The sequence below is a fragment of the Wohlfahrtiimonas sp. XWW7 genome, from assembly GCF_056716055.1.
The window spans coordinates 18,810-39,414 of record NZ_CP168033.1 but is presented as its reverse complement, the minus strand read 5'-3'; the positions used below and the strand labels follow the sequence as shown (position 1 = coordinate 39,414).

General features: G+C 35.5%; 33 protein-coding genes. 10 read left to right on the top strand and 23 right to left on the bottom strand.

All coding sequences use genetic code 11. The features are described from left to right. Positions 1 to 9 precede the first annotated feature (9 nt). Both ACA100_RS12495 and ACA100_RS12490 read right to left on the bottom strand, forming a co-directional pair. Positions 10 to 1,527, bottom strand: coding sequence for a type IV secretion system DNA-binding domain-containing protein (locus ACA100_RS12495; protein ID WP_481079168.1), 1,518 nt, complete (start codon positions 1,525 to 1,527; stop codon positions 10 to 12). Next, complete coding sequence (locus ACA100_RS12490; protein ID WP_481079167.1) at positions 1,520 to 1,765, bottom strand: hypothetical protein; 246 nt, start codon at positions 1,763 to 1,765, stop codon at positions 1,520 to 1,522. Before ACA100_RS12490 ends, ACA100_RS12495 begins: the two co-directional genes overlap by 8 nt. A 403-nt stretch (positions 1,766 to 2,168) precedes the next feature. Here ACA100_RS12490 and ACA100_RS12485 point away from each other — a divergent pair, with 403 nt between their 5' ends. Genes ACA100_RS12485 through ACA100_RS12475 form a run of 3 tightly spaced genes read left to right on the top strand, consistent with a single transcriptional unit; the run spans position 2,169 to position 3,731 of the window. Then, positions 2,169 to 2,579, top strand: a complete 411-nt coding sequence (locus ACA100_RS12485; RefSeq protein ID WP_481079166.1) for a hypothetical protein — start codon at positions 2,169 to 2,171, stop codon at positions 2,577 to 2,579. 17 nt (positions 2,580 to 2,596) lie between these two features. Further along, a complete protein-coding gene (gene stbB, locus ACA100_RS12480) occupies positions 2,597 to 3,346 on the top strand; it encodes a StbB family protein (RefSeq protein WP_481079165.1) in 750 nt (249 codons plus the stop codon). Continuing rightward, on the top strand, positions 3,330 to 3,731 hold the full coding sequence (locus ACA100_RS12475) for a hypothetical protein (RefSeq protein WP_481079164.1): 402 nt from the start codon (positions 3,330 to 3,332) through the stop codon (positions 3,729 to 3,731). Before stbB ends, ACA100_RS12475 begins: the two co-directional genes overlap by 17 nt. Before the next feature lie 34 nt (positions 3,732 to 3,765). On the opposite strand, the gene ACA100_RS12470 is transcribed toward ACA100_RS12475, so the two are convergent. Continuing rightward, positions 3,766 to 4,053 (bottom strand): hypothetical protein, encoded by a 288-nt coding sequence (locus tag ACA100_RS12470; RefSeq protein WP_481079163.1) that lies wholly within the window; start codon positions 4,051 to 4,053, stop codon positions 3,766 to 3,768. Positions 4,054 to 4,282: 229 nt separating this feature from the next. On the opposite strand from ACA100_RS12470, the gene ACA100_RS12465 reads away from it, so the two are divergent. Further along, a complete protein-coding gene (locus ACA100_RS12465) occupies positions 4,283 to 4,435 on the top strand; it encodes a hypothetical protein (protein WP_481079140.1) in 153 nt (50 codons plus the stop codon). Positions 4,436 to 5,024: 589 nt separating this feature from the next. Here the strand turns inward: ACA100_RS12465 and ACA100_RS12460 are convergent. From ACA100_RS12460 to ACA100_RS12430, 7 genes are all read right to left on the bottom strand, one after another. Beyond that, positions 5,025 to 5,435 carry a hypothetical protein gene (locus tag ACA100_RS12460; RefSeq protein ID WP_481079162.1) on the bottom strand — a complete coding sequence of 137 codons (411 nt, stop codon included), beginning with the start codon at positions 5,433 to 5,435 and terminating at the stop codon, positions 5,025 to 5,027. 57 nt (positions 5,436 to 5,492) lie between these two features. Then, the gene (locus ACA100_RS12455) at positions 5,493 to 5,693 is read right to left on the bottom strand and encodes a hypothetical protein (RefSeq protein ID WP_481079160.1); all 201 of its coding nucleotides are present in this window, start codon (positions 5,691 to 5,693) and stop codon (positions 5,493 to 5,495) included. A 13-nt stretch (positions 5,694 to 5,706) separates the two neighbouring features. Continuing rightward, on the bottom strand, positions 5,707 to 5,901 hold the full coding sequence (locus tag ACA100_RS12450; RefSeq protein WP_481079159.1) for a hypothetical protein: 195 nt from the start codon (positions 5,899 to 5,901) through the stop codon (positions 5,707 to 5,709). 157 nt (positions 5,902 to 6,058) lie between these two features. Next, positions 6,059 to 6,574, bottom strand: a complete 516-nt coding sequence (locus ACA100_RS12445; RefSeq protein ID WP_481079158.1) for a J domain-containing protein — start codon at positions 6,572 to 6,574, stop codon at positions 6,059 to 6,061. Between the two features lie 970 nt (positions 6,575 to 7,544). Beyond that, positions 7,545 to 7,745 (bottom strand): hypothetical protein, encoded by a 201-nt coding sequence (locus ACA100_RS12440; protein ID WP_481079157.1) that lies wholly within the window; start codon positions 7,743 to 7,745, stop codon positions 7,545 to 7,547. A gap of 61 nt (positions 7,746 to 7,806) precedes the next feature. Beyond that, positions 7,807 to 8,256, bottom strand: coding sequence for a hypothetical protein (locus tag ACA100_RS12435; RefSeq protein ID WP_481079156.1), 450 nt, complete (start codon positions 8,254 to 8,256; stop codon positions 7,807 to 7,809). 541 nt (positions 8,257 to 8,797) lie between these two features. Beyond that, positions 8,798 to 9,052 carry an LPD11 domain-containing protein gene (locus tag ACA100_RS12430; RefSeq protein WP_481079155.1) on the bottom strand — a complete coding sequence of 85 codons (255 nt, stop codon included), beginning with the start codon at positions 9,050 to 9,052 and terminating at the stop codon, positions 8,798 to 8,800. A 228-nt stretch (positions 9,053 to 9,280) separates the two neighbouring features. Here ACA100_RS12430 and ACA100_RS12425 point away from each other — a divergent pair, with 228 nt between their 5' ends. Beyond that, positions 9,281 to 9,433, top strand: coding sequence for a hypothetical protein (locus ACA100_RS12425; RefSeq protein ID WP_481079140.1), 153 nt, complete (start codon positions 9,281 to 9,283; stop codon positions 9,431 to 9,433). Between the two features lie 501 nt (positions 9,434 to 9,934). Here the strand turns inward: ACA100_RS12425 and ACA100_RS12420 are convergent. The 6 genes from ACA100_RS12420 to ACA100_RS12395 all read right to left on the bottom strand — a co-directional run bounded on the left by ACA100_RS12420 (position 9,935) and on the right by ACA100_RS12395 (position 14,220). Next, positions 9,935 to 10,264: a hypothetical protein gene (locus ACA100_RS12420; protein WP_481079154.1), complete on the bottom strand. Its 330-nt coding sequence runs from the start codon at positions 10,262 to 10,264 to the stop codon at positions 9,935 to 9,937. Between the two features lie 77 nt (positions 10,265 to 10,341). Further along, complete coding sequence (locus tag ACA100_RS12415) at positions 10,342 to 11,391, bottom strand: AcrVA2 family anti-CRISPR protein (RefSeq protein ID WP_481079153.1); 1,050 nt, start codon at positions 11,389 to 11,391, stop codon at positions 10,342 to 10,344. Between the two features lie 12 nt (positions 11,392 to 11,403). Next, positions 11,404 to 11,706, bottom strand: a complete 303-nt coding sequence (locus ACA100_RS12410) for a hypothetical protein (RefSeq protein WP_481079152.1) — start codon at positions 11,704 to 11,706, stop codon at positions 11,404 to 11,406. Between the two features lie 3 nt (positions 11,707 to 11,709). Beyond that, the gene (locus tag ACA100_RS12405) at positions 11,710 to 12,015 is read right to left on the bottom strand and encodes a hypothetical protein (protein ID WP_481079151.1); all 306 of its coding nucleotides are present in this window, start codon (positions 12,013 to 12,015) and stop codon (positions 11,710 to 11,712) included. Positions 12,016 to 12,067: 52 nt separating this feature from the next. Then, positions 12,068 to 12,829 (bottom strand): N-6 DNA methylase, encoded by a 762-nt coding sequence (locus ACA100_RS12400; protein ID WP_481079150.1) that lies wholly within the window; start codon positions 12,827 to 12,829, stop codon positions 12,068 to 12,070. 500 nt (positions 12,830 to 13,329) lie between these two features. Further along, positions 13,330 to 14,220, bottom strand: coding sequence for a hypothetical protein (locus tag ACA100_RS12395; RefSeq protein ID WP_481079149.1), 891 nt, complete (start codon positions 14,218 to 14,220; stop codon positions 13,330 to 13,332). A 258-nt stretch (positions 14,221 to 14,478) separates the two neighbouring features. Here ACA100_RS12395 and ACA100_RS12390 point away from each other — a divergent pair, with 258 nt between their 5' ends. Continuing rightward, positions 14,479 to 14,631, top strand: a complete 153-nt coding sequence (locus tag ACA100_RS12390) for a hypothetical protein (protein WP_481079148.1) — start codon at positions 14,479 to 14,481, stop codon at positions 14,629 to 14,631. Positions 14,632 to 15,052: 421 nt separating this feature from the next. Then, positions 15,053 to 15,451 (top strand): hypothetical protein, encoded by a 399-nt coding sequence (locus ACA100_RS12385; RefSeq protein WP_481079147.1) that lies wholly within the window; start codon positions 15,053 to 15,055, stop codon positions 15,449 to 15,451. 38 nt (positions 15,452 to 15,489) lie between these two features. Here the strand turns inward: ACA100_RS12385 and ACA100_RS12380 are convergent, their stop codons facing one another. The 6 genes from ACA100_RS12380 to ACA100_RS12355 all read right to left on the bottom strand — a co-directional run bounded on the left by ACA100_RS12380 (position 15,490) and on the right by ACA100_RS12355 (position 17,977). Next, the gene (locus ACA100_RS12380) at positions 15,490 to 15,933 is read right to left on the bottom strand and encodes a DUF5348 domain-containing protein (protein ID WP_481079146.1); all 444 of its coding nucleotides are present in this window, start codon (positions 15,931 to 15,933) and stop codon (positions 15,490 to 15,492) included. A 43-nt stretch (positions 15,934 to 15,976) separates the two neighbouring features. Next, positions 15,977 to 16,459, bottom strand: coding sequence for a hypothetical protein (locus ACA100_RS12375; protein ID WP_481079145.1), 483 nt, complete (start codon positions 16,457 to 16,459; stop codon positions 15,977 to 15,979). A 50-nt stretch (positions 16,460 to 16,509) separates the two neighbouring features. Continuing rightward, positions 16,510 to 16,776, bottom strand: coding sequence for a hypothetical protein (locus ACA100_RS12370; RefSeq protein WP_481079144.1), 267 nt, complete (start codon positions 16,774 to 16,776; stop codon positions 16,510 to 16,512). 1 nt (position 16,777) lies between these two features. Next, positions 16,778 to 17,215 carry a single-stranded DNA-binding protein gene (locus ACA100_RS12365; protein ID WP_481079143.1) on the bottom strand — a complete coding sequence of 146 codons (438 nt, stop codon included), beginning with the start codon at positions 17,213 to 17,215 and terminating at the stop codon, positions 16,778 to 16,780. A 109-nt stretch (positions 17,216 to 17,324) separates the two neighbouring features. Further along, complete coding sequence (locus tag ACA100_RS12360; protein WP_481079142.1) at positions 17,325 to 17,777, bottom strand: hypothetical protein; 453 nt, start codon at positions 17,775 to 17,777, stop codon at positions 17,325 to 17,327. A 14-nt stretch (positions 17,778 to 17,791) separates the two neighbouring features. Beyond that, on the bottom strand, positions 17,792 to 17,977 hold the full coding sequence (locus ACA100_RS12355) for a hypothetical protein (protein ID WP_481079141.1): 186 nt from the start codon (positions 17,975 to 17,977) through the stop codon (positions 17,792 to 17,794). A gap of 230 nt (positions 17,978 to 18,207) precedes the next feature. Between ACA100_RS12355 and ACA100_RS12350 the strand changes: the two genes are divergently transcribed. Beyond that, complete coding sequence (locus ACA100_RS12350) at positions 18,208 to 18,360, top strand: hypothetical protein (RefSeq protein WP_481079140.1); 153 nt, start codon at positions 18,208 to 18,210, stop codon at positions 18,358 to 18,360. Between the two features lie 481 nt (positions 18,361 to 18,841). On the opposite strand, the gene ACA100_RS12345 is transcribed toward ACA100_RS12350, so the two are convergent. Further along, positions 18,842 to 19,180, bottom strand: a complete 339-nt coding sequence (locus tag ACA100_RS12345) for a helix-turn-helix domain-containing protein (protein ID WP_481079139.1) — start codon at positions 19,178 to 19,180, stop codon at positions 18,842 to 18,844. Positions 19,181 to 19,377: 197 nt separating this feature from the next. Between ACA100_RS12345 and ACA100_RS12340 the strand changes: the two genes are divergently transcribed. Together ACA100_RS12340 and trfA are read left to right on the top strand one after the other, a co-directional pair. After that, positions 19,378 to 19,728 (top strand): Aca2/YdiL-like domain-containing protein, encoded by a 351-nt coding sequence (locus ACA100_RS12340; protein ID WP_481079191.1) that lies wholly within the window; start codon positions 19,378 to 19,380, stop codon positions 19,726 to 19,728. A gap of 16 nt (positions 19,729 to 19,744) precedes the next feature. Continuing rightward, entirely contained in the window at positions 19,745 to 20,593 is an 849-nt protein-coding gene (trfA, locus tag ACA100_RS12335) for a plasmid replication initiator TrfA (protein ID WP_481079190.1), read from the top strand. The last annotated feature ends 12 nt before the right edge of the window (positions 20,594 to 20,605 follow it).

Here is a 20,605-nt window from a genome sequence, read left to right as displayed (position 1 = left end):
GTTTATTCCTTAATTCAAGTGTTCTGCTGTAATAATGCGATCAACTTGCTTTTTAAATTCTATGAATTCCATTTTGATTTTTGTCACTGGATAACCATTAGCAAAACCAATGTAGCACTCAAGGTTTTTCATATTAGCGATTTCATCAGGTGAAACTATACGTTCCTCTCTGACTTCAATTGATGTACTTTTTGATGATGTTGTACCAACGCTTGTGGATTTTTTCTCGCGTTCAACTTCATGTTTACCAATTGCATCACTTAATTTATCGCGTGTCTCGGGATCAGTTTTTGCACCGCCCAATACATAAATATTTCTAAAGCAACTGCGTAAAATGATTGATTCATCTTTTCCGTATATTTTTTCAAGCTGAGCTGTTGATTGAAGCCCTGCTATAACACGCAAACCATGTTTTCGTCCTTTGGTTAAAGCATCTTCTAAGCTTGGTAATTTTGTTAAGCTTGCCAATTCATCTATATTGAGCCATATCTTGCGGTTTCTATCTTCTTCTAATGACAATATAGAGATACAAATAATATCAATCCATGTTGAAATTAGTGGTCTAAGAGCTTCAGCCATATCTTCACGCCATGTGATGTATAAATTACCTTTACCGTTTTCAAGCCAATTACGAATTGAAAAATCACCTGTGGGCATACTTCTATGTGCGGACAATGCTTTAGAGATAGTGAATCTAGCACTTGCAAGAGCCTTACTTGCACCCTCGTCAAATAAGCTTTCAGCATCAGTACCTTTTAGAAACTCTTTGAGTTGATCAGATGGCATGATTGTTGCAACCTTAAATAGATCATCCATAGTTTCTTTACCAATTAATTTTAAACGTTTAGATGCCTCCTTTACGATTAATCGACCATAACCAATAAAACTTTCTTCATCTGCTGTTGCGCCCTCTGTTATCAATGATTTAATTAACGTGTCATAGTCAAAGCTATTTTTAATTTCATTAAAAAATGACCATTTTTCAGTGCGAGCATCAAAGGGATTCAAGATAACATCCCCCTTTTTATAAAATTTTGAAAGCATGTCTCCGTTTGGATCGACAATGATTTGCCTATCACCACGTTTTAGGGCTTCAAAAACAAACTTTCGGATCAAAACAGACTTACCAACACCAGTTGCACCCGCAATGAAGTGATGAAGTGTTTCAACTTCTGTTGGAATTGGTATGCCCTCAATCTTAATCTGTGTTGCATTTCTATCTTCAGTCATGCTTGCCAACTTGCTTGGCTTAACTAAGTTACTTCCTCTGAAAAATTTAGAATATTCTGCGCCCTGGAAAGTCCGTTGAGTCATTTTCATAAATACGATAGTGAGTATTAACCAAATAACAAAACAAACGATCAGATTAATAATTAAAGGTGTATGACTAAAATATGACGTGAGAGCCTTTAGCATTTGAGATTTATCCTCAATGCCCATGAATTTTTTAAGTGTGATCATTGTTCCCAAAATTGGAAAAACAAAAAAAAGTATTGCAGATATTTTCTTTACATCATCCCTATTCATCTTTTATTCCTTTGTAGATTATGAGCAATAATTGCTGTATTTCATTTACACTTTTTTCTAAATTTTCCAACCTATGATTGGTTTGATTAAGTGCCTGGTTTAAATTTTGAGCGTCAATTAGCCGTCGATTTATTTGATCGTTGATTGAACCTTTGCCCGCTTCCTTTTCTAGCTCCAATTCAAAAAATAATGACATTGGGATGCGTATTGAAAGATTTTTACTTCTTTTGTTATCCATATTTAAAATGTATCTCAAAAATTATAGGTTAAATGAGGCTTACAGATCATATTGTATTACATTGTGAAGAAATTAAAAAGCAATTATCCTATTGAATATATTGCACTTTTGATGCAACCGAAAGGTTGCGTATGGTGTGAACGTTTTTAAGGGGGAAAATTTTATCATCTTCCTGTATATTTTATACGCATTTTAAGGGCAAAACTGACCTTTTAAGGGGAAAAAACATTTTGCTTTTTGAATATGTCTAAAGTATGTCTAAAATATGTCTGAAATATGCATAAAATATGCTTGCTTTATGTCTGAAATATGTCTATTATGTTCAAACTATGTCGGATATATGCTTTAAGTATGTTCAAAGTATGTCTAAAAGTTCGACTATCTTTAACAAATGGGGTGCGATATGAATATCAGCGATATTTTGGGCGGGTTACGTCCAAAAAGTAAAAAGGCGGTGGTGTTTTCAATCATGCACGATATTCAGAATAAGTTGGATAATGGCTTTACAGTTAGAGAAATTCATCAAGCCTTAGTGGATGGTGGATTTGAAATTGATGAAGTATATTTTCGGAAAACGATAGCTGAATTTCAACGCAAAAACATTACAGCAAAAAATAATTTGGCTACTGTTAATACAGAACCGAATATTCAAAGCAGTGAAAATATTGTAATTGATATTACAAATTCTGAGGATGTAGGATCGAATGATCCAATACCTCAAACTGGTGATGAAGAATCAAAACCAGTAAACAAACGGGTGAAAGTTAATAAAGCAGGTGGAAAAACTATCACAACCGAACATGATATATTTTAAATACAGAGGATAAAATTATGAGCAAGAAAGTAGCATTGGTTAGTTACGCAGGTGCAATTGGTAAAACAACTGTTTCAACACATGTATTGAAACCATTCATGCCTGAAGCTAAAATTTTCTCAATTGAAACAGTAAACGAAACATCTAGCGAATCAGGTGTTGAAAGTGAAGTGATCATCGGTACAGATTACCGCAAGCTGTCTAATGAATTACTTGTATTGGATGAAGCAATCATAGATGTGGGTGCAAGTAACATTGAATCATTCTTAATTAAAATGGTGGAATTTGATGGTTCACATGAGGACTTCGATATTTTCTTAATTCCAACGGTATCAGGAAAAGATCGTCAACAAAAAGATGCTATCAGAATGGCTGAGGCATTATTAGAAATTGGCGTTGATCCTAAGAAAATTAAATTTTTATTCAACAACGTTCAACGTGATATTGAAAATGAATTTGAAATCACAATGAACTATTTGAATTCACAAAAGAAAATCAAATTTAACCCAAATATTATATTGTGGGATATTGAAATGTTCTCTATGCTGACTAGAGCTAAGAAAACATTAATAGAAGTTTATAAAGATCAGACTGATTACCGTAAAGAGTTGCAAACGTTGTTGCTCAAGATTAAAAATGGCGAAGTCAAAGAAGATGCAAAAACAGATCGTGAAATTATACGATTAAAAAACAATATCGCACTGGTTAGAGCTGTTCGCAGTAACTATCCGCAAATAGAAGAGGTGTTTAATGAAATCATCGGATGATTTTGATTTTGGAATACATGCAAAAGGGATGATCAATACAAAGGTTGAAGCCCTTTATGCTGAGATTCTCACCGAGCTTGAACCGCTTATTCGAGATTTTCAGGCGGGATCAAAGGACTTGAAAATATCAGTTGAGGGATTAGAGCAAGCGATCAATACACAAAATGTATTACTCCAAGAGCAAAACAGGCTCAATATTGATATGAAAGCGATGGTTAAAGCTGAGATAGAAAAAAGGCTCAACGACTTGGAAGAATCGCAGAGCCTAAATACTCAAAAGGTGAATAACCGTTTATCGAATGTGTCATTCGTCAACAAGCTAATCGTTGCATTGGTCGCAGGTGTGCTAATAATGCAATTCATATTTATGATAACATTTATGTAAATACAAAAAAAGGAGGTTTTTAACCTCCCTTTTTTTATGCCAATGATCTGATATTGTGCTGTATATCAGTGATCATCAAATGTATATCTGTCACTATCTTTTTGGTGTTGCCAGGATTGGCTACAATTTCGAGATAGTATTTAATATCACTATGGCTCGTTACTTCATTATGCACATAGTTGCAAAGCTCTCGCATATCCCCCGCATAAATATGCTTATTGGTTCTTAATAGTGCCAATGCATCTGTTAATACTTGGTAGCCCACTGCATCCATTGTTTTTTTAAACGCTACCACATCAAAGTTATTTGCTTGTGCTGACATAATCTAAACTCCTAGTTAATCAAAGATAGTTAAGCCAATCGCTTAACATGTGATACATTATACAGTACAGTATAATAATGTCAACGACTTTATGCACCAAAATACAAAATAAATGCAGTGTTTATCAGGCTTACACGCCATGCGAACCCGCGCCCACAAAAAACGGCAATCACTTTCTATCTGGAAGAGGCACGCCGTAGGCATTGCGCTTTAGCGCAACATGGATTGAATGATCTTAGCTGAAGTAACATTTCGCCCTTTGGGGCTATCACTTCCTAGAGCTGTTGTCGGCATGAATCTGATAAACGCATCGGCAGAGGAAAAGCAAGGGCGGGCAAAAGTGTTGCAGCACCAAAAACGGTTTTTTGTTTTTGGGCCGTAACACGTAAAGTTTTTGGGGCTTCATCCCAAAAAGTTTTTTGCACGTATATTTACCCTTGCTTTTGTGATGACGTAAATGCGTTCAGATTCGTTCATGCGACAACCTCGGGGAAGTAGTTTGCCCTGGCTATGTACTGAAAGCGTTAAGAGATCATGACAACGTGGCAACTACTTTGATTCAGGGCAGTGATTAGCATTGCTGCTAAACGATTTATCGTTTGGCCGTAATGCGGGCGGGCATAACTTTTGTTTGGCGGGCGGTAGCCCAAGAGGGGAAGAGACCCAACCCGCAGGGGCGAGACTGCAAGGCGTAGCCTTGTGGCTCGATTCATTGGTGGCTCGGTTTTCGCACCGCGAAAATCCCCCCAAAAGAACCAGGCAATGCTCACACTAATTGTAATTGATATTCCAAAATGAAAACTGAGGATAGTTAATGCCTGTACGGTTAAAAACACTGAAGCAATGATTAATGTGATGACTGTTGAAAGCCTTGCAACGCGTTAAATTCTGAGTGAGTTGTTAAACTCACGATAGGATTTTAGCGTTAGCAAAGCGAAAAAAAAGCCCTGGCATCAGGGCTTTTTCGGGATTTAAATATGGCAGGTTTGGACACGATCATTTACATACTTTGGTGTGACACTACCTGTTTCCTTAAAGATCAAATAAATTGAGCCACTATAGCAAATTTCCTCAAATAGCCCTGAACCGTCAATCATTCCATTGGCTCTATTAGTCTGCTTCTCTTTCTCTATGCGCTCTTCCACTTTTGCTGAATATTCAGCCTTTCTTTGTTCTGTGGCTTCCCAATATAATTCATTATCAGTGGTAATTTTTTTATAGCCCAATTCTAAAAATCCCATGATTATGATATAGATAAAGAGGCTTATTAAAGCTTTTAATAACCATGAATCATTAGCATGTTTTTCTTTCCAATTGATCAAGGTTACGACTACAACAAAAAATAAAATAACCAAATAAATCGACAAACTTATATTAAACAAAATAACCTCCTTATGGCTAAATTGTAATATCAATTACAATTTAGCCAACTATTAAAATTATGCTTCTGTCTTGGTCACTTTGTCCAAGTTCCACATGCTCTTAGTATAATCGAAAAATGCGCCCTCTTTTGCCTCTTTGACCGCCTTTGTAAAGGCTTCATCATCTGACATATTGCCCGCTGTAAATGTGATAACTGTTTTATATTGTTCATATACTGTGGGCTTTGTTGTCATCTCAACAACATAATTAAATTGCATGAAATCTCCTGTTTTAACGCGTTGGTGATGCCTCGCCGTTGTTGATCTTCTGAAGATGCGCTTCTGCTTCTTCATACGTTGCAAAGTAACCCGAATTTCGGGAGTATGGTAAACCGCTCATGCCGTCCTCGGTATAGGTGCGTCCAACATAGAAACCTGCTCTTGTTGATAAAACTTTAAAGCCTGGGTCGATTGTATATTCTTCCATTTTTAACACTCCATCTAAGTTGTAAAAGATTAAAGCTAATCGCTTCAGTATGTGTAACATTATACAGTACAGTATAAAACAATGTCAACCTTTTTGTAATATCAATTACAAAATATTTCACAATAAAAAAACCCTGAATTGATCAGGGCATTTTATATTAATGCTGTATTGCATTTGGTCGTTTGCCTGTGGCATTTTGTGAGCCGTATTTGTCTCTGATTTGGTCTAACGTGCTAGAACCATTTGAACGAGATTTAAAATCTTTCGTTCTGAAGTACCATGCGACTTTTTTAGATGCATAGAAAAAACCTGCTGATTTCAATACATCTTTATGTTCTTTTGTCGTGCCTGTAACCCATACCCAAGCCCCACAAATTTCAATGATCAAGCCATGTAAGCCAAAAATAGCATTTAAAGCATTGCTGACTTCTTCGCCGTAATCCTCTGTATTTTTACCTGTAAATGATACAGACACATTTTCAGGATTTGCTAGGTGCTCCATTAACGCACTGTATGCACAATTAACCATCTTCATCATTTCCAACCCTTGCGGATTTCTATCAGGATGATACTTAGAGCACGCCACACGATAAGCTTTTTTCACTACATCAATAGTGATTGATTCTTCATGTGATGCTAAACCCAATACAGATAAACAGTCGTTAATATTCATAATAAAGCCCTACCTAGTTAATCAAAGATAGTTAAGCTAATTGCTTAACATGTGATACATTATACAGTACAGTATAATAATGTCAACGACTTTATGCACCAAAATACAAAATAAATGCAGTGTTTATCAGGCTTCCACGCCATGCGAACCCGCGCCCACAAAAAACGGCAATCACTTTCTATCTGGAAGAGGCACGCCGTAGGCATTGCGCTTTAGCGCAACATAGATTGAATGATCTTAGCTGAAGTAACATTTCGCCCTGTGGGGCTATCACTTCCTAGAGCTGTTGTCGGCATGAATCTGATAAACGCATCGGCAGAGGAAAAGCAAGGGCGGGCAAAAGTGTTGCAGCACCAAAAACGGCTTTTTGTTTTTGGGCCGTAACACGTAAAGTTTTTGGGGCTTCATCCCAAAAAGTTTTTTGCACGTATATTTACCCTTGCTTTTGTGATGACGTAAATGCGTTCAGATTCGTTCATGCGACAACCTCGGGGAAGTAGTTTGCCCTGGCTATGTACTGAAAGCGTTAAGAGATCATGACAACGTGGCAACTACTTTGATTCAGGGCAGTGATTAGCATTGCTGCTAAACGATTTATCGTTTGGCCGTAATGCGGGCGGGCATAACTTTTGTTTGGCGGGCGGTAGCCCAAGAGGGGAAGAGACCCAACCCGCAGGGGCGAGACTGCAAGGCGTAGCCTTGTGGCTCGATTCATTGGTGGCTCGGTTTTCGCACCGCGAAAATCCCCCCAAAAGAACCTGGCAACGTTCACACTAATTATAATTGATGTTAAAAAATTAAAGCTGAAGATAGTTAATGCCTGTACGATTAAAAATGTTAAAGCAATGATTAGTGTGATGACTGTTGAAAGCCTTGCAACGCGTTAAATTCTGAGTGAGTTGTTAAACTCACGATAGGATTTTAGCGTTAGCAAAGCAATAAAAAAACCGCCTGTTATGGCGGTTGGTGGTTAGGGCTTAATCTTCTTGCCGTAGCGTTTCATGATGTTATTCATGCCAATTCTATAAACAAAGATTTTTCTTTCGATCTTATAAATTGAGCATTTATAACCTAGTTCCCTCAAGTTCTTAGCTTCTTGGATCGCTTCGTCCAAGCTGTCTACAATTTCATTAATTTCAAAATTATCATTCTTATCAATTACTGCATACATATTTCACATTCCTTGCTGAAGAGTGTTAAACCGCCTTTTATAGCGGTTTAACTTTATAGAGTTAGATTGTCCACTGTGCGCTTTTATATTGCGGTAAACGGCTTATGATGCTGTCACCGATCTTTTTTTCGGCTTTTGATAACACCAAGATACATTCTAAAAACTCATATCCCTCTAATTCTTCCGATTGATAAAGATAACATTCAATCAATTTTTTAACTTCGCATAAATACTCTAAACTTTTTTGAAGCAGTAAAGAATACGTGCAGGCATCATGCCCAAAATATTTACTATCGACTGGATAGATGTCACCTAATTTAAAAGTAGATTGATACAAAGCCAATAATTCAGGATCGTGATTTTCCTTATAGTTTGCATTGTATGATTTGTAATTGACTTCATACAGATCATTAAACATTTGCTGTGCATCATCTTGTTTGATGAATTTTAAGCCTACTAACGCAGTTACAATTTTATTTAAATGGTCTTTTGAAACAACAAAACATGACATTGTAAATTCTCCTAGTTAATCAAAGATAATTAAGCGATTCACTTAATATACAAAACATTATACAGTACAGTATAATAAAGTCAACTAATTTTATAGAAGAATATTCATAAATAAAACAATAAAAAAAACCGCATATAATGCGGTCTTTATTCAGAAATATTAATAATTTATTGGCTCAAACAGTGTCGGCAATATCCATGACCTTTCACCGCAGGTATTGTTATGCAATTACTACAAAATTCAAGATACTTTAATCCTGTTATTTCTATTGCAGTATTGTAATTTTGTTTTTCAACACAATCATCACAAATATTACATTCATCTTGAATTTCAATCATAGTGTATGCAGTTGATGGTTGTAATTTTTGACACTCTACGCATTTGATCATGATTCCCTCCAGTTAATTATTTACTATACACACTATTATACAGTACAGTATAATAATGTCAACTACTTTATGCACCAAAATACAAAATAAATTCATTATTTTCCATTGTATTAGGCAATAAAAAAACCGCCTATCATGGCGGTTATATTTTGTTATTCATCAGGGCACATTTGTTCTTTATATTTTAGAATCCTTTCACGCGTGAGCCACTCGGGTTTTTTATCTTCAGGGAAGTTATCCCATATCGCAAGCATGGTGTCGATTTGCTCTTTTTCACTATCTGCCCACAATTGAAGCGTGTATCTATTGCCATTTCCAAGATAGTAATCACAATCACCTCTTAATCTATCTAATAACATATATAAAAAACTATCATCATTCGCGTACTTAGTTAAATCAAAAGCCATAGTAAACCTCACCAGTTAATCAAAGAAGTTAAGCCAATTGCTTAACATGTGATACATTATACAGTACAGTATAATAATGTCAACGACTTTATGCACCAAAATACAAAATAAATGCAGTGTTTATCAGGCTTACACGCCATACGAACCCGCGCCCACAAAAAACGGCAATCACTTTCTATCTGGAAGAGGCACGCCGTAGGCATTGCGCTTTAGCGCAACATGGATTGAATGATCTTAGCTGAAGTAACATTTCGCCCTTTGGGGCTATCACTTCCTAGAGCTGTTGTCGGCATGAATCTGATAAACGCATCGGCAGAGGAAAAGCAAGGGCGGGCAAAAGTGTTGCAGCACCAAAAACGGTTTTTTGTTTTTGGGCCGTAACACGTAAAGTTTTTGGGGCTTTATCCCAAAAAGTTTTTTGCACGTATATTTACCCTTGCTTTTGTGATGACGTAAATGCGTTCAGATTCGTTCATGCGACAACCTCGGGGAAGTAGTTTGCCCTGGCTATGTACTGAAAGCGTTAAGAGATCATGACAACGTGGCAACTACTTTGATTCAGGGCAGTGATTAGCATTGCTGCTAAACGATTTATCGTTTGGCCAACAATGCGGGCGGACATAACTTTTGTTTGGCGGGCGGTAGCCCAAGAGGGGAAGAGACCCAACCCGCAGGGGCGAGACTGCAAGGCGTAGCCTTGTGGCTCGATTCATTGGTGGCTCGGTTTTCGCACCGCGAAAATCCCCCCAAAAGAACCTGACATTGTTTCAATATCGGATCGAATCTAATGCTGTAAGCGGACAATAAAGAAATACTTAATACAAAATGCCTGGCATAAAAAAACCGCCTAAATAGCGGTTAAAATTGTAAGTATAGATTATTCTATTTTTTTAATTGGCGTTCTTCAATTAGAGTGTCAATATTAGGCTTTTTTATTCGCACTATAATTCTAAGTGATACTATGGACATCCAAATACCTATACATAACCCTATAAGAATAGGGATTTCTCTTGTGATAGATGGGAAAATTATTTCCAATAAACTACTAATACCCATAGGGATAATAAAAGTAACTGCTATTGCTATCATGAAAACAAAATTAGCTTTTTTTTCTTGAGACATTTCTTTAATTTGAGAAAATTTGTCCATTTCTTCGATAAAGCCTTTCGAGTTACCTTTTAAAAAATATTGAAAAATTTTGTTTTTGCTCATTATATTTCCTTTAGTCTTTTATTCATTCTTAAAAATGTTCATAGATGTAAGCGGACAATAGATAAAGTTTACATTAATCAATTTTTTAGGCTACTTTTAATTGAATAATCTTTATCAATGACTGAATTATTTGCTTTTCCAACGATTGTTGCTCTGACATAAATCACCTTATCAGACGCTAAACGTCTAAGATGTCCACGCCTTAAATGCGTACTTTTTGATGATCCTGAACCTACGTTGTAAATCTTACTGTTTGAATATCCAACGCCTTGCGCTTTGATTTCTAAAACCTTATAACTGTGCAGAGGCTTTGCACCTCGTTTGGCTCTACTTTTTTGTAATTTATCAGGTACAGGAACGTCCTTAGATTCAATGTTTTGGCAATTCAACACACACAATGACTGAAGCACAACCCAAGTTTCATAACCTATGTCATGCCATAACTGTTTGATCACCTGATTAACGTTATTTTGATAGTTAAATATGCTTATTGCGCTAAAAAATGCAGGGAATAGGTTTATTGGTTTGCCATAAAGCGTGGTATCAGAATGACCAACATTAAATTCATACGGATAAAATCCACCTGCGGGCGTGTGCTCCCATCGTTTGGTGTCTTGATTGTAATAGAATACAACTAAACAAAATCCGTTAGGTGAATCATCAAGATCACCAACTAAATAGGGCTTTTCATTAACAAATTTAAAAGCATGATGATTGCTATTAATTATCTGATTAATGGTTTGTATGTCTGCATCTTGTTCTTTGGGATTCCAACACAATGCAATTCGCTTTGGTGCGTGTATCTGTTGGCTAAATCCCGCTACTTGTGCAATTTCTTCACCCTCGGCATATTCAAAAGGCAATTCAAAAACTGTAATTGGATAGGGCAGAAACATTAAATCTATCCACTCTCTATCGAATCCCGTAATGGCTTTGGCTTTATCATAAGATTCTAAAATTTCACCTCGATTTGGGAGCATGAATTTTACGCCTTTATCGAGTAGGTTTAATAATCCTGGAAGCGCACCTTTGTCGTTTGGTGAAAACTCCCCTGCATAAAGCTTCTCATTCTCAAACGATTCTATTGCTTGGCGGACGTAGTTGAGCGCTTGATAATCATTGTTCATAGTCACAATCCTTTATTTAATTGTGATGTTTTCATCAATACCGTGATTGTTACAGTATTCTTTTAGAATCAAGCGGAATGTGTCTGTCTTAGATTTCACAACGCCATCTGCTTGTAATTGTTCGTAAATTTCATCAAACGTATTCAACGTTTGTGCTTCCAACTGCAAACGCATTTGGCGCAATACTCCCTCTTGCAATTGGTTTGCTGTCCAGTTGCGAGAATTTTCAGCAATCTTTTTTCTAGATTGTGGCGTGATCTTTGCATAAGTGCTTTTTACTTCTTCTTTCTTCGTCGCTTTCTTTGGTTTTGCCATGTTCTATCCTCTTAACTTTTTACATAAAATTTCGATTGTATCACCTGTTTTCAAGGCGTATGCAGTGTAAATATTGGTAATAGCCGTAAGGCTCTTACCATCTAAAAATCTGATCCCTGATAGGGTTACTGGATCATCTAACAATAAACCATCAATGAAGCTAGTTACAAATCTTGTTGACGATGTTGTAATTCTGGCATTGTATTGGGGCTTAATGTGTTTAATTGAAGTGATTAACTCTGCCATTACCATTTCTAAGCGCTTTTCATGTTCCAAATCTTCTAAAGCGATTTTTGTGTTTCTAGCCACAAAATTTCCTCGTAGTATAGGCGCTATAGGGAACTATAGCGCCATAAATCTATTAGTTAAAATCGAATGTAAAAGAACCTTGTTGATCTGCTTTATCAGGAATTTTGATAGATGCTGTTGTCTCAACGTTTCTATTTTTCAATTTAGTATGCCAACCGCCCATAATGTGTGCAGGTGTATAAAAATGATTCCACTCTTTCAATCTCAACGAATCACCATGAATGATAATTGCAGGGATGTCTAATGCTGACAATTGTATATATGCCATGCATACAGCCGTATAATCAATATCAACACCTGTAATATGGATTTTGTCTTGGTATCTTACATCATCAGGTGCATCCTTAGCCTTTAAATGGTTTTGCAACATACCACATGCACCCAAAGTTGTTGAACCTGCACCAATACACGGATCAAAGATCGTACTATATTCACGGCTCATTACTTCGTATGCATCAATCGAGCATGATGCCATTAAGTAAGATACTGTATAAGGTGTGAAGAATTGACCAGTGCGATCATTTCCAAGTTCTAAGCTCATGAAAATTTCGCCTAAAAAATCGCTAATTTCAGCGTTTAAAGCACTGATAGTTGTTGCCAACATTTTAGAGAAAGTGATGATGTTATCAGAACCATACTTTGCTAAAATTTCAAAATAACGTGCTTCACGTTTTTCAAAACGAACCATATCAAAACGATTAGAAATGGCAATTGCATTGACTTCGCAAAAATCACAAAATACTTCATGCTTATTAAAACCTTGTCTAGCAATGGTGTTGTATAAGTCGATAAATTCTTTTTTAAACTTGCTCATAATAAAGCCCTACCTAGTTAATCAAAGATAGTTAAACGATCTGCTTAACATGTGATACATTATACAGTACAGTATAATATAAGCAAGCCCATTACAAAAAAAAACCGCCTATTTTTTAGGCAGTTTCAATTTGGATCAGATTAAAATCTAATTAATATATTGATGGTAAATAAAATATATAACACTACCAACCAACAAAATGACAATACCATACACACCAATTGACAAGTATTGTGTAGAACGTTTTTCAGCTATTTTATCAGCATAATTGATTGATCGTTCATGCAAAATTGATGATACAAACAACAATACAATAAAAACAAGAAAAGCGACTGTTTGTAATATAGGTATCATATAAGATCACTCCTTAGCTTGTGTTGGGAACAGTCTTTTTTTATGACTGTTGAATATAAAATAAAGCACTATCAATAATGATTGGTATTTTATTATATTTTGGAACTAGACATAAAGTATCATACTAAATTGTCTAGTATTGCTGTTTAGATCGCTTTTATTTTTTGAATAATTTCATCGTATATTTTGAGCATTTCTTTACTATTATCATTCAGCTTCTCACTAATTTCAGCTTTGTGATGATCTCCAAAAACGGCATTTAATAACATTCCATTATATTCATCATAAAAATCATGATTACAGAGGCAACTATAAAACGTATCGTCATTAACATTATATTTTTTTGCTTCTTGCATTGTCATTGCATATATTTTATTGTTAAACACGATAGCAACGTAATCTATTGTGAAACCTGTCTGCGAGTCCTCTGTAATTTTCTTATATAAAGCTTCAGTTATTAGTATTATCTTTTGAGATTTAATAGATTCATTTGTTTTATGAGTAATTAAATGACCGTAAAAATAAGCGATAAAATTAAATTTGATTGGTGGAAGAGATAATCTTTTTTGCAATGCTACATTAGGAATACAGAAACCATTAATGTTTTTGTATATGATTTCCGAAACCATAGAGCTTTTTAATTGGTTTTTTACACTGTTGCTAAAATCTTCCAAATTATTTGCATACTCTAAGATTTTAGAATCAGTTTCATTGTTTAATGAAACTCTTTTTTGTACTCTTTTTTCTTCATAGGCATCTTTATTTGAAGATGGATAATTAACTATTATTTCTTTATTTGTAATATCCCAATCTTTAAATCCTAATTGAATTTCTTCGTTGGCTTTCTTTACAAAATCAGATGTAAACGGAGCAGATTTAAAAAGCCCATGCAACCACCCTCCTAAAGGTACTGTCACATAATTTTTATCATTAATAAAGGCTTCCACTTCTCCTTTATTTGATTTTAACAAGACATTATAACCGCCCATATAGTCATTTCTACTAATAATTTTAATTTCAATTTTTACAGTTTTCATTTTTCAATCCTTTTAGTTACGTGGCTACGAATTAATTATATCGTAGCTACGGAATTACGCAAGCTTTTATTCTAACATGTGATACATTATACAGTACAGTATAATAATGTCAACGACTTTATGCACCAAAATACAAAATAAATGCAGTGTTTATCAGGCTTACACGCCATACGAACCCGCGCCCACAAAAAACGGCAATCACTTTCTATCTGGAAGAGGCACGCCGTAGGCATTGCGCTTTAGCGCAACATGGATTGAATGATCTTAGCTGAAGTAACATTTCGCCCTGTGGGGCTATCACTTCCTAGAGCTGTTGTCGGCATGAATCTGATAAACGCATCGGCAGAGGAAAAGCAAGGGCGGGCAAAAGTGTTGCAGCACCAAAAACGGCTTTTTGTTTTTGGGCCGTAACACGTAAAGTTTTTGGGGCTTCATCCCAAAAAGTTTTTTGCACGTATATTTACCCTTGCTTTTGTGATGACGTAAATGCGTTCAGATTCGTTCATGCGACAACCTCGGGGAAGTAGTTTGCCCTGGCTATGTACTGAAAGCGTTAAGAGATCATGACAACGTGGCAACTACTTTGATTCAGGGCAGGGAATAGCATTGCTGCTAAACGATTTATCGTTTGGCCGTAATGCGAGCGGACATAACTTTTGTTTGGCGGGCGGTAGCCCAAGAGGGGAAGAGACCCAACCCGCAGGGGCGAGACTGCAAGGCGTAGCCTTGTGGCTCGATTCATTGGTGGCTCGGTTTTCGCACCGCGAAAATTCCCCCAAAAGAACCTGGCAATGTTATGTATAATGTTGATTATTAAAACAAGGAAATATGAATGAATGAATTAATCTACAATGTATATGATGTTATGAGGCTAAATGCCCAATTAGAGCACAATGTAATGTATATTTTTGGTCTGACATGGGCATTATCATTATTTACTATTTTTAACGTATTTAATGCCAAAGTGGGCGCACAAAAGAAAGAGTTTAAAATCAAGCCTACAATAATATTGTTCGTGGGTTTAGTTGGTATCATTGCTACCCTTAACATTGCTGAGTATGTTTACACTTATCCAACACCTGATAAAGTATTCAACAAAGTGTGTATTGATAATTATGACATGATGTCTGTAATGGAAGCGATGCACAATTCAAGTGATGAATTACAAGACTTAATGAGTGGCAAAACGATCCATGATACATTTAACCAGGCTTGTTCCAACTTCCAATAAAAAAGCCTCGAAAGAGACTTTTTAAATGCTGTAATAAATTAAATTTTGTATATTTCGCTAACATCAAACATTTCAAGAGTTCTGATTTTACCTTGTATAAAAGCAGATTGATCAGTATTTATTTGATCAGAAAGTAACAAACCTATAACAATTCCATGTAACTCATATCGGTTCTTAATGTTATCTACATCATTTTGTGTTTTCGTAATCACCTTTATACGGTGATTGATTGCATTTATAACTTTTCTTAATCCATAAGGTATATTTTCATCATCATCTAAACACTCTCCAACTGATTTTCTCTTAACTGGATTGCCTATCAGTTGATAACCATCAATCGAATAATATTCACTACCATTGTGTTCGATTCTAGTTTCTTTCCATGTACCATCCAAATAAACAATCACTGCATCACCACTTGTAAATTCTGTACCATTACATTCAATGCGATCTCTACTGTTAAAATATGCTTTATATGTCATGTTGTTTTCCTTTCAAAATATTTAATTTGAATAGTGGTAACTTTTAGCCTTTAAACGGCTTTAATTGTTCATCTAATGTTGCCAATTCTTCAGCATCATTTCTTGGTAATTTTACGAATCGTGTTTTAAGCACCATAACCATTGATTGATTAGAAAATGGCACACCTAAAAATTTCATTTCTTCAGTAATTTCGTTGCCAAATTCTTTGCTCACTGAAGCTAGATAGTTTTGAGTTTTTATATTGCTCCATGCTGTGCTGTCATTACTGTTGAATGAATTAATTAAACTTGTGGCAAGTAAAGCAAAAAATGTTGTGCAAACACCTACCATGAGATAAATAATTCCATCCGTTTCACCTAAATTTTTATAAGCAAAATAATAACTAGCAAGAGAAATAACAATAAGTGAAAGAGCCAGGGTAATGATTGATGATTGGGTTTCTTTAACCATGAGTTTAAACGTAGCTTGAGCATCTTTTTTATATTGCTCGTTTGGCATAGATGCAATAATTGTTTTCTGTGACATATAAAAATCCTTAAAAATAGGGCTACTGGATCGTAGCCCGAAAATGGTTATTATTTAGTGAGATAATCGCAAATTTCATTCAGCTTTCTTTGAAGTTTAAATCCATTCTCACCACGTTCCATAATGCGTAAAATCGCATCCTCCTTAGATTCATCGCTTGTACTTGCACCAAAGTATAAATGAGCGTGATCAGGTGTTCTTGGATCATAACAAGACACAATATAGATCGGTGTTAGAGTAGTTCCATACTCATACAATGCACATTTTGGGTGTTCTGAATCATAAATTAAGTTACTGCTTTTGGATTCCACAATCATATTAATTTCCTCCTTGATTGCCTTGAAAGTAGTCCTGGTATTCACCAAAATCATTACTATTGTTTGAAGTGCTATCATTAGCATTGTCTGAGGGTTTACGATCTAATGGATTCACATTACCAACCGCATTATTAACAACAATTTCTGTTGTCCAACGATCTTGCCCTGATTGATCATTCCACTTACGCGTTTGTAATTTTCCCTCAACCATAACCAAAGAGCCTTTCTTGATTACTTTAGACAAAAATTCTGCTTGATAACCAAATACAACGATTTTATGCCACTCTGTACGGCTTTGCTTTTGGTTCTGTGCATCTTTCCATGTTTCAGTTGTTGCCAAAGTAAACGTTAAGATGTTTTCATCTGCACCTGTTTTTTTCAATTCAGCATCTTGACCTAAAAAACCAATCAACTGCACTCTGTTCATGCATCTAGCCATATTTTACTACTCCTTATGATTAAAATACTTATAAATTACGATTAACTACTAAAGCAACTTAGTATGCGAATCATTATACTGTACTGTATAATGATTTGTCAACTACTTTTTAACAAAAAACTATATTTATTTGCGCCTGGCACTGGGCTTTTTTGGCTTCATCTTCAGCCTTAATTCTTAATAAACGCGCTTCTAAATTACCACTATATTTATCAACTAAATGCATGAAGTACGTGGATTCAAGCGGGTATATTCTGCTATTCCAATCATTCATGATTGTACGCTTAACATCTTCAGAGCAAGAAGCATAAATTTTTCTAGCTTTACGCCATGTGCGAGCATGAAAGTTGCGGATGCGGTTATCAAATTCTCGATGCGCTAAATCACGTTTAATTTTTTCTTCTTCCAAAGATACAACACTTGCTTTTACTTCTAAGATTGGCTCAAACAGTGGATATTTTTTGATTGCTTTCTTCAGGTCGCGTTTAGGTTTATCTAAGAAAGATTGCGCCTTTCTATCTGTCCACTCATATTCATGCTTAATACGCTTTGTGAAAATCATAACAAGCCCTCAACCTAGAAAGAAAAATAACCATTTGGCGTTGAAAGATGAACACCACCGCCTGAGTTAATTCTAATACGACTATTTTCAATAGGAATATCAACGCTACCATAGCCATTTGAATAATAATAATTTGGCTGAGATGTGCTCAAACATCCAGTTAATACAAGTGCTAAAAGTACAGTAATTGCTATTTTCATAATAAAGCCCTACCTAGTTAATCAAAGAAGTTAAGCCAATTGCTTAACATGTGATACATTATACAGTACAGTATAATAATGTCAACGACTTTATTCACCAAAACATAAAATAAATGCAGTGTTTACCAGGCTTCCACGCCATGCGAACCCGCGCCCACAAAAAACGGCAATCACTTTCTATCTGGAAGAGGCACGCCGTAGGCATTGCGCTTTAGCGCAACATGGATTGAATGATCTTAGCTGAAGTAACATTTCGCCCTTTGGGGCTATCACTTCCTAGAGCTGTTGTCGGCATGAATCTGATAAACGCATCGGCAGAGGAAAAGCAAGGGCGGGCAAAAGTGTTGCAGCACCAAAAACGGTTTTTTGTTTTTGGGCCGTAACACGTAAAGTTTTTGGGGCTTCATCCCAAAAAGTTTTTTGCACGTATATTTACCCTTGCTTTTGTGATGACGTAAATGCGTTCAGATTCGTTCATGCGACAACCTCGGGGAAGTAGTTTGCCCTGGCTATGTACTGAAAGCGTTAAGAGATCATGACAACGTGGCAACTACTTTGATTCAGGGCAGGGAATAGCATTGCTGCTAAACGATTTATCGTTTGGCCGTAATGCGAGCGGACATAACTTTTGTTTGGCGGGCGGTAGCCCAAGAGGGGAAGAGACCCAACCCGCAGGGGCGAGACTGCAAGGCGTAGCCTTGTGGCTCGATTCATTGGTGGCTCGGTTTTCGCACCGCGAAAATCCCCCCAAAAGAATCTGGTATTGTTTCAATATCGGATCGAATCTAATGCTAAAAAACAAACTTAATACAAAATGCCTGGCATAAAAAAACCGCCTAAATAGCGGTTATTGTAAGTGGACAGTTATTCAAAATTTTTTGGATACATTTTTCCCGCCACTAAAGTTGCATGAGCCGTTGATATTGCTATCATTTGAATGTGTTTTTCACTTGCACGTAGAGCTTGAATTAAATTTTCCTCTTCTTCTGTTAGTGAATTATCAAACTTAACTCCAGTAATAATGTATTGAACATCAACTCCAATTTTTGAAAGATTAGATAAATATACGCAATCGGGCTTCCTATCACCTTTTTCATAATTTATTTGAGCTTTTTGACCAACTCCAGCAATAGCACTAAACTCTGTTTGGCTCATTGATAAACTTTCTCTAACCTCTCTTAATCTTTTCCCAAATTCTTTCATTCTATCCCTTTTAAATGATGTTGATTACGAGTTTTACTAAGTTATAAATAGCAATAAATAGCATTACAATCACATTGATAGTGAATATAATCCTACTACCATCTTCATTTATATATCCTTATCAACATTTTTTATATATTGACATAAAGTCGCAATTACGACAATATATATTTTATTGATATTGTGGAAAAACAAAAATGCTAAATAAGGTTATTAATTATAGGGAGCTACAAGCTATTAGAAAACATCTAATGTTAGATGTTAAAGAAGCATCTGAATATGTAGCACATGTATCACCTAGATCATGGCAACGTTGGGAAAAGGGGGATGTACCTATCCCTAAAAACATTAACGATATTGTGATTGAATTAATTCAGAAGAGAAATGACTTAGTAAAAGGTTTAAAAGATATTAAGCAAATAAAATTCTATCCTACATTTGAACAATGGCTCAATGATGGAAAACCTGATAGCAAATTAGATTGGCGTATATGGCAATCAGCAACAGCAGAAATTTTTTTTTCCAAAACACATACAGAATTAATTTAAAAATAAGTGAAATATAATGGCAACTATAGACGATCAATTAAATTCTCTTATGAAAACGGCAGTTAACAGAATGACATCTGAAGATGCTATTCAATTTACATTACCGTTTGGCGAAAATACACATGTTCACCATGATAATCAAAGGGCACTACCATCAGACTTGTTACAATCTGCTTTGTTTGGCATTGTTAAGCCAGGCAAAAGACGATTTATTCATAATGAAAAAATTAGTAGTTTAGAAAATATAGAAATATTACAAACAGGTGAGCAACTTGATCAAAATGACTTGGATGTTTGGATGGCTATATTATACCTAGCTAACAAACCCAATAATGATTTAGAAAAAGCAATACACATTTCACAATATGCCTTTCTAAATATATTGGGTATTCATCATGGCACTGCAAATAGAAAACATGTTGTTGGCAGACTAGAAAGGCTTGTAAAAACAAGTCTCTCTATTATTAATAAAACTAGCGGTTCAAAATATTTTGGTCATCTGGTAAATACTGTAGAAGTTAATGAAATTGATAAAAGCTTAATTATTAATCTTGATCCAAAAATTGCGGGATTATTCAATCGTACTACCTTTGTTGATATAAATGATAGAAAGGATTTAGGCAATAATCAATTATCAAGATGGGTACATATCTTCTTTCTAACGCATAAAAACTTTCATCCATATCTAATTACAACACTCAAGTATTTATGTGGATCATGCCAAAGTGACAAACACTTTAAAAATGCTCTTAAAAAGTCTGTTGAGGAAGTTAATGTTATTAGACTTAAAAAAAATCAAAGGCTAATCATTGTGGGCAAAGTTAAAATAGGATTAGATTCTCCGTCAAACAAAATATTACTTTAGTTGTGGATAACT

Coding starts and splice junctions, on each gene's coding strand:
- ACA100_RS12350 (WP_481079140.1), top strand. CDS start 18,208: ATGATCTTAGCTGAAGTAACATTTCGCCCTTTGGGGCTATCACTTCCT.
- ACA100_RS12425 (WP_481079140.1), top strand. CDS start 9,281: ATGATCTTAGCTGAAGTAACATTTCGCCCTTTGGGGCTATCACTTCCT.
- ACA100_RS12415 (WP_481079153.1), bottom strand. CDS start 11,391: ATGAACAATGATTATCAAGCGCTCAACTACGTCCGCCAAGCAATAGAA.
- ACA100_RS12470 (WP_481079163.1), bottom strand. CDS start 4,053: ATGTCAGCACAAGCAAATAACTTTGATGTGGTAGCGTTTAAAAAAACA.
- ACA100_RS12435 (WP_481079156.1), bottom strand. CDS start 8,256: ATGTCATGTTTTGTTGTTTCAAAAGACCATTTAAATAAAATTGTAACT.
- ACA100_RS12395 (WP_481079149.1), bottom strand. CDS start 14,220: ATGAAAACTGTAAAAATTGAAATTAAAATTATTAGTAGAAATGACTAT.
- ACA100_RS12455 (WP_481079160.1), bottom strand. CDS start 5,693: ATGCAATTTAATTATGTTGTTGAGATGACAACAAAGCCCACAGTATAT.
- ACA100_RS12370 (WP_481079144.1), bottom strand. CDS start 16,776: ATGATTGTGGAATCCAAAAGCAGTAACTTAATTTATGATTCAGAACAC.
- ACA100_RS12430 (WP_481079155.1), bottom strand. CDS start 9,052: ATGGCTTTTGATTTAACTAAGTACGCGAATGATGATAGTTTTTTATAT.
- stbB (WP_481079165.1), top strand. CDS start 2,597: ATGAGCAAGAAAGTAGCATTGGTTAGTTACGCAGGTGCAATTGGTAAA.
- ACA100_RS12420 (WP_481079154.1), bottom strand. CDS start 10,264: ATGAGCAAAAACAAAATTTTTCAATATTTTTTAAAAGGTAACTCGAAA.
- ACA100_RS12390 (WP_481079148.1), top strand. CDS start 14,479: ATGATCTTAGCTGAAGTAACATTTCGCCCTGTGGGGCTATCACTTCCT.
- ACA100_RS12385 (WP_481079147.1), top strand. CDS start 15,053: ATGAATGAATTAATCTACAATGTATATGATGTTATGAGGCTAAATGCC.
- ACA100_RS12495 (WP_481079168.1), bottom strand. CDS start 1,527: ATGAATAGGGATGATGTAAAGAAAATATCTGCAATACTTTTTTTTGTT.
- ACA100_RS12485 (WP_481079166.1), top strand. CDS start 2,169: ATGAATATCAGCGATATTTTGGGCGGGTTACGTCCAAAAAGTAAAAAG.
- ACA100_RS12340 (WP_481079191.1), top strand. CDS start 19,378: ATGCTAAATAAGGTTATTAATTATAGGGAGCTACAAGCTATTAGAAAA.
- ACA100_RS12365 (WP_481079143.1), bottom strand. CDS start 17,215: ATGGCTAGATGCATGAACAGAGTGCAGTTGATTGGTTTTTTAGGTCAA.
- ACA100_RS12445 (WP_481079158.1), bottom strand. CDS start 6,574: ATGAATATTAACGACTGTTTATCTGTATTGGGTTTAGCATCACATGAA.
- ACA100_RS12400 (WP_481079150.1), bottom strand. CDS start 12,829: ATGAGCAAGTTTAAAAAAGAATTTATCGACTTATACAACACCATTGCT.
- ACA100_RS12360 (WP_481079142.1), bottom strand. CDS start 17,777: ATGATTTTCACAAAGCGTATTAAGCATGAATATGAGTGGACAGATAGA.
- ACA100_RS12475 (WP_481079164.1), top strand. CDS start 3,330: ATGAAATCATCGGATGATTTTGATTTTGGAATACATGCAAAAGGGATG.
- trfA (WP_481079190.1), top strand. CDS start 19,745: ATGGCAACTATAGACGATCAATTAAATTCTCTTATGAAAACGGCAGTT.
- ACA100_RS12410 (WP_481079152.1), bottom strand. CDS start 11,706: ATGGCAAAACCAAAGAAAGCGACGAAGAAAGAAGAAGTAAAAAGCACT.
- ACA100_RS12465 (WP_481079140.1), top strand. CDS start 4,283: ATGATCTTAGCTGAAGTAACATTTCGCCCTTTGGGGCTATCACTTCCT.
- ACA100_RS12380 (WP_481079146.1), bottom strand. CDS start 15,933: ATGACATATAAAGCATATTTTAACAGTAGAGATCGCATTGAATGTAAT.
- ACA100_RS12440 (WP_481079157.1), bottom strand. CDS start 7,745: ATGTATGCAGTAATTGATAAGAATGATAATTTTGAAATTAATGAAATT.
- ACA100_RS12355 (WP_481079141.1), bottom strand. CDS start 17,977: ATGAAAATAGCAATTACTGTACTTTTAGCACTTGTATTAACTGGATGT.
- ACA100_RS12375 (WP_481079145.1), bottom strand. CDS start 16,459: ATGTCACAGAAAACAATTATTGCATCTATGCCAAACGAGCAATATAAA.
- ACA100_RS12450 (WP_481079159.1), bottom strand. CDS start 5,901: ATGGAAGAATATACAATCGACCCAGGCTTTAAAGTTTTATCAACAAGA.
- ACA100_RS12490 (WP_481079167.1), bottom strand. CDS start 1,765: ATGGATAACAAAAGAAGTAAAAATCTTTCAATACGCATCCCAATGTCA.
- ACA100_RS12345 (WP_481079139.1), bottom strand. CDS start 19,180: ATGAAAGAATTTGGGAAAAGATTAAGAGAGGTTAGAGAAAGTTTATCA.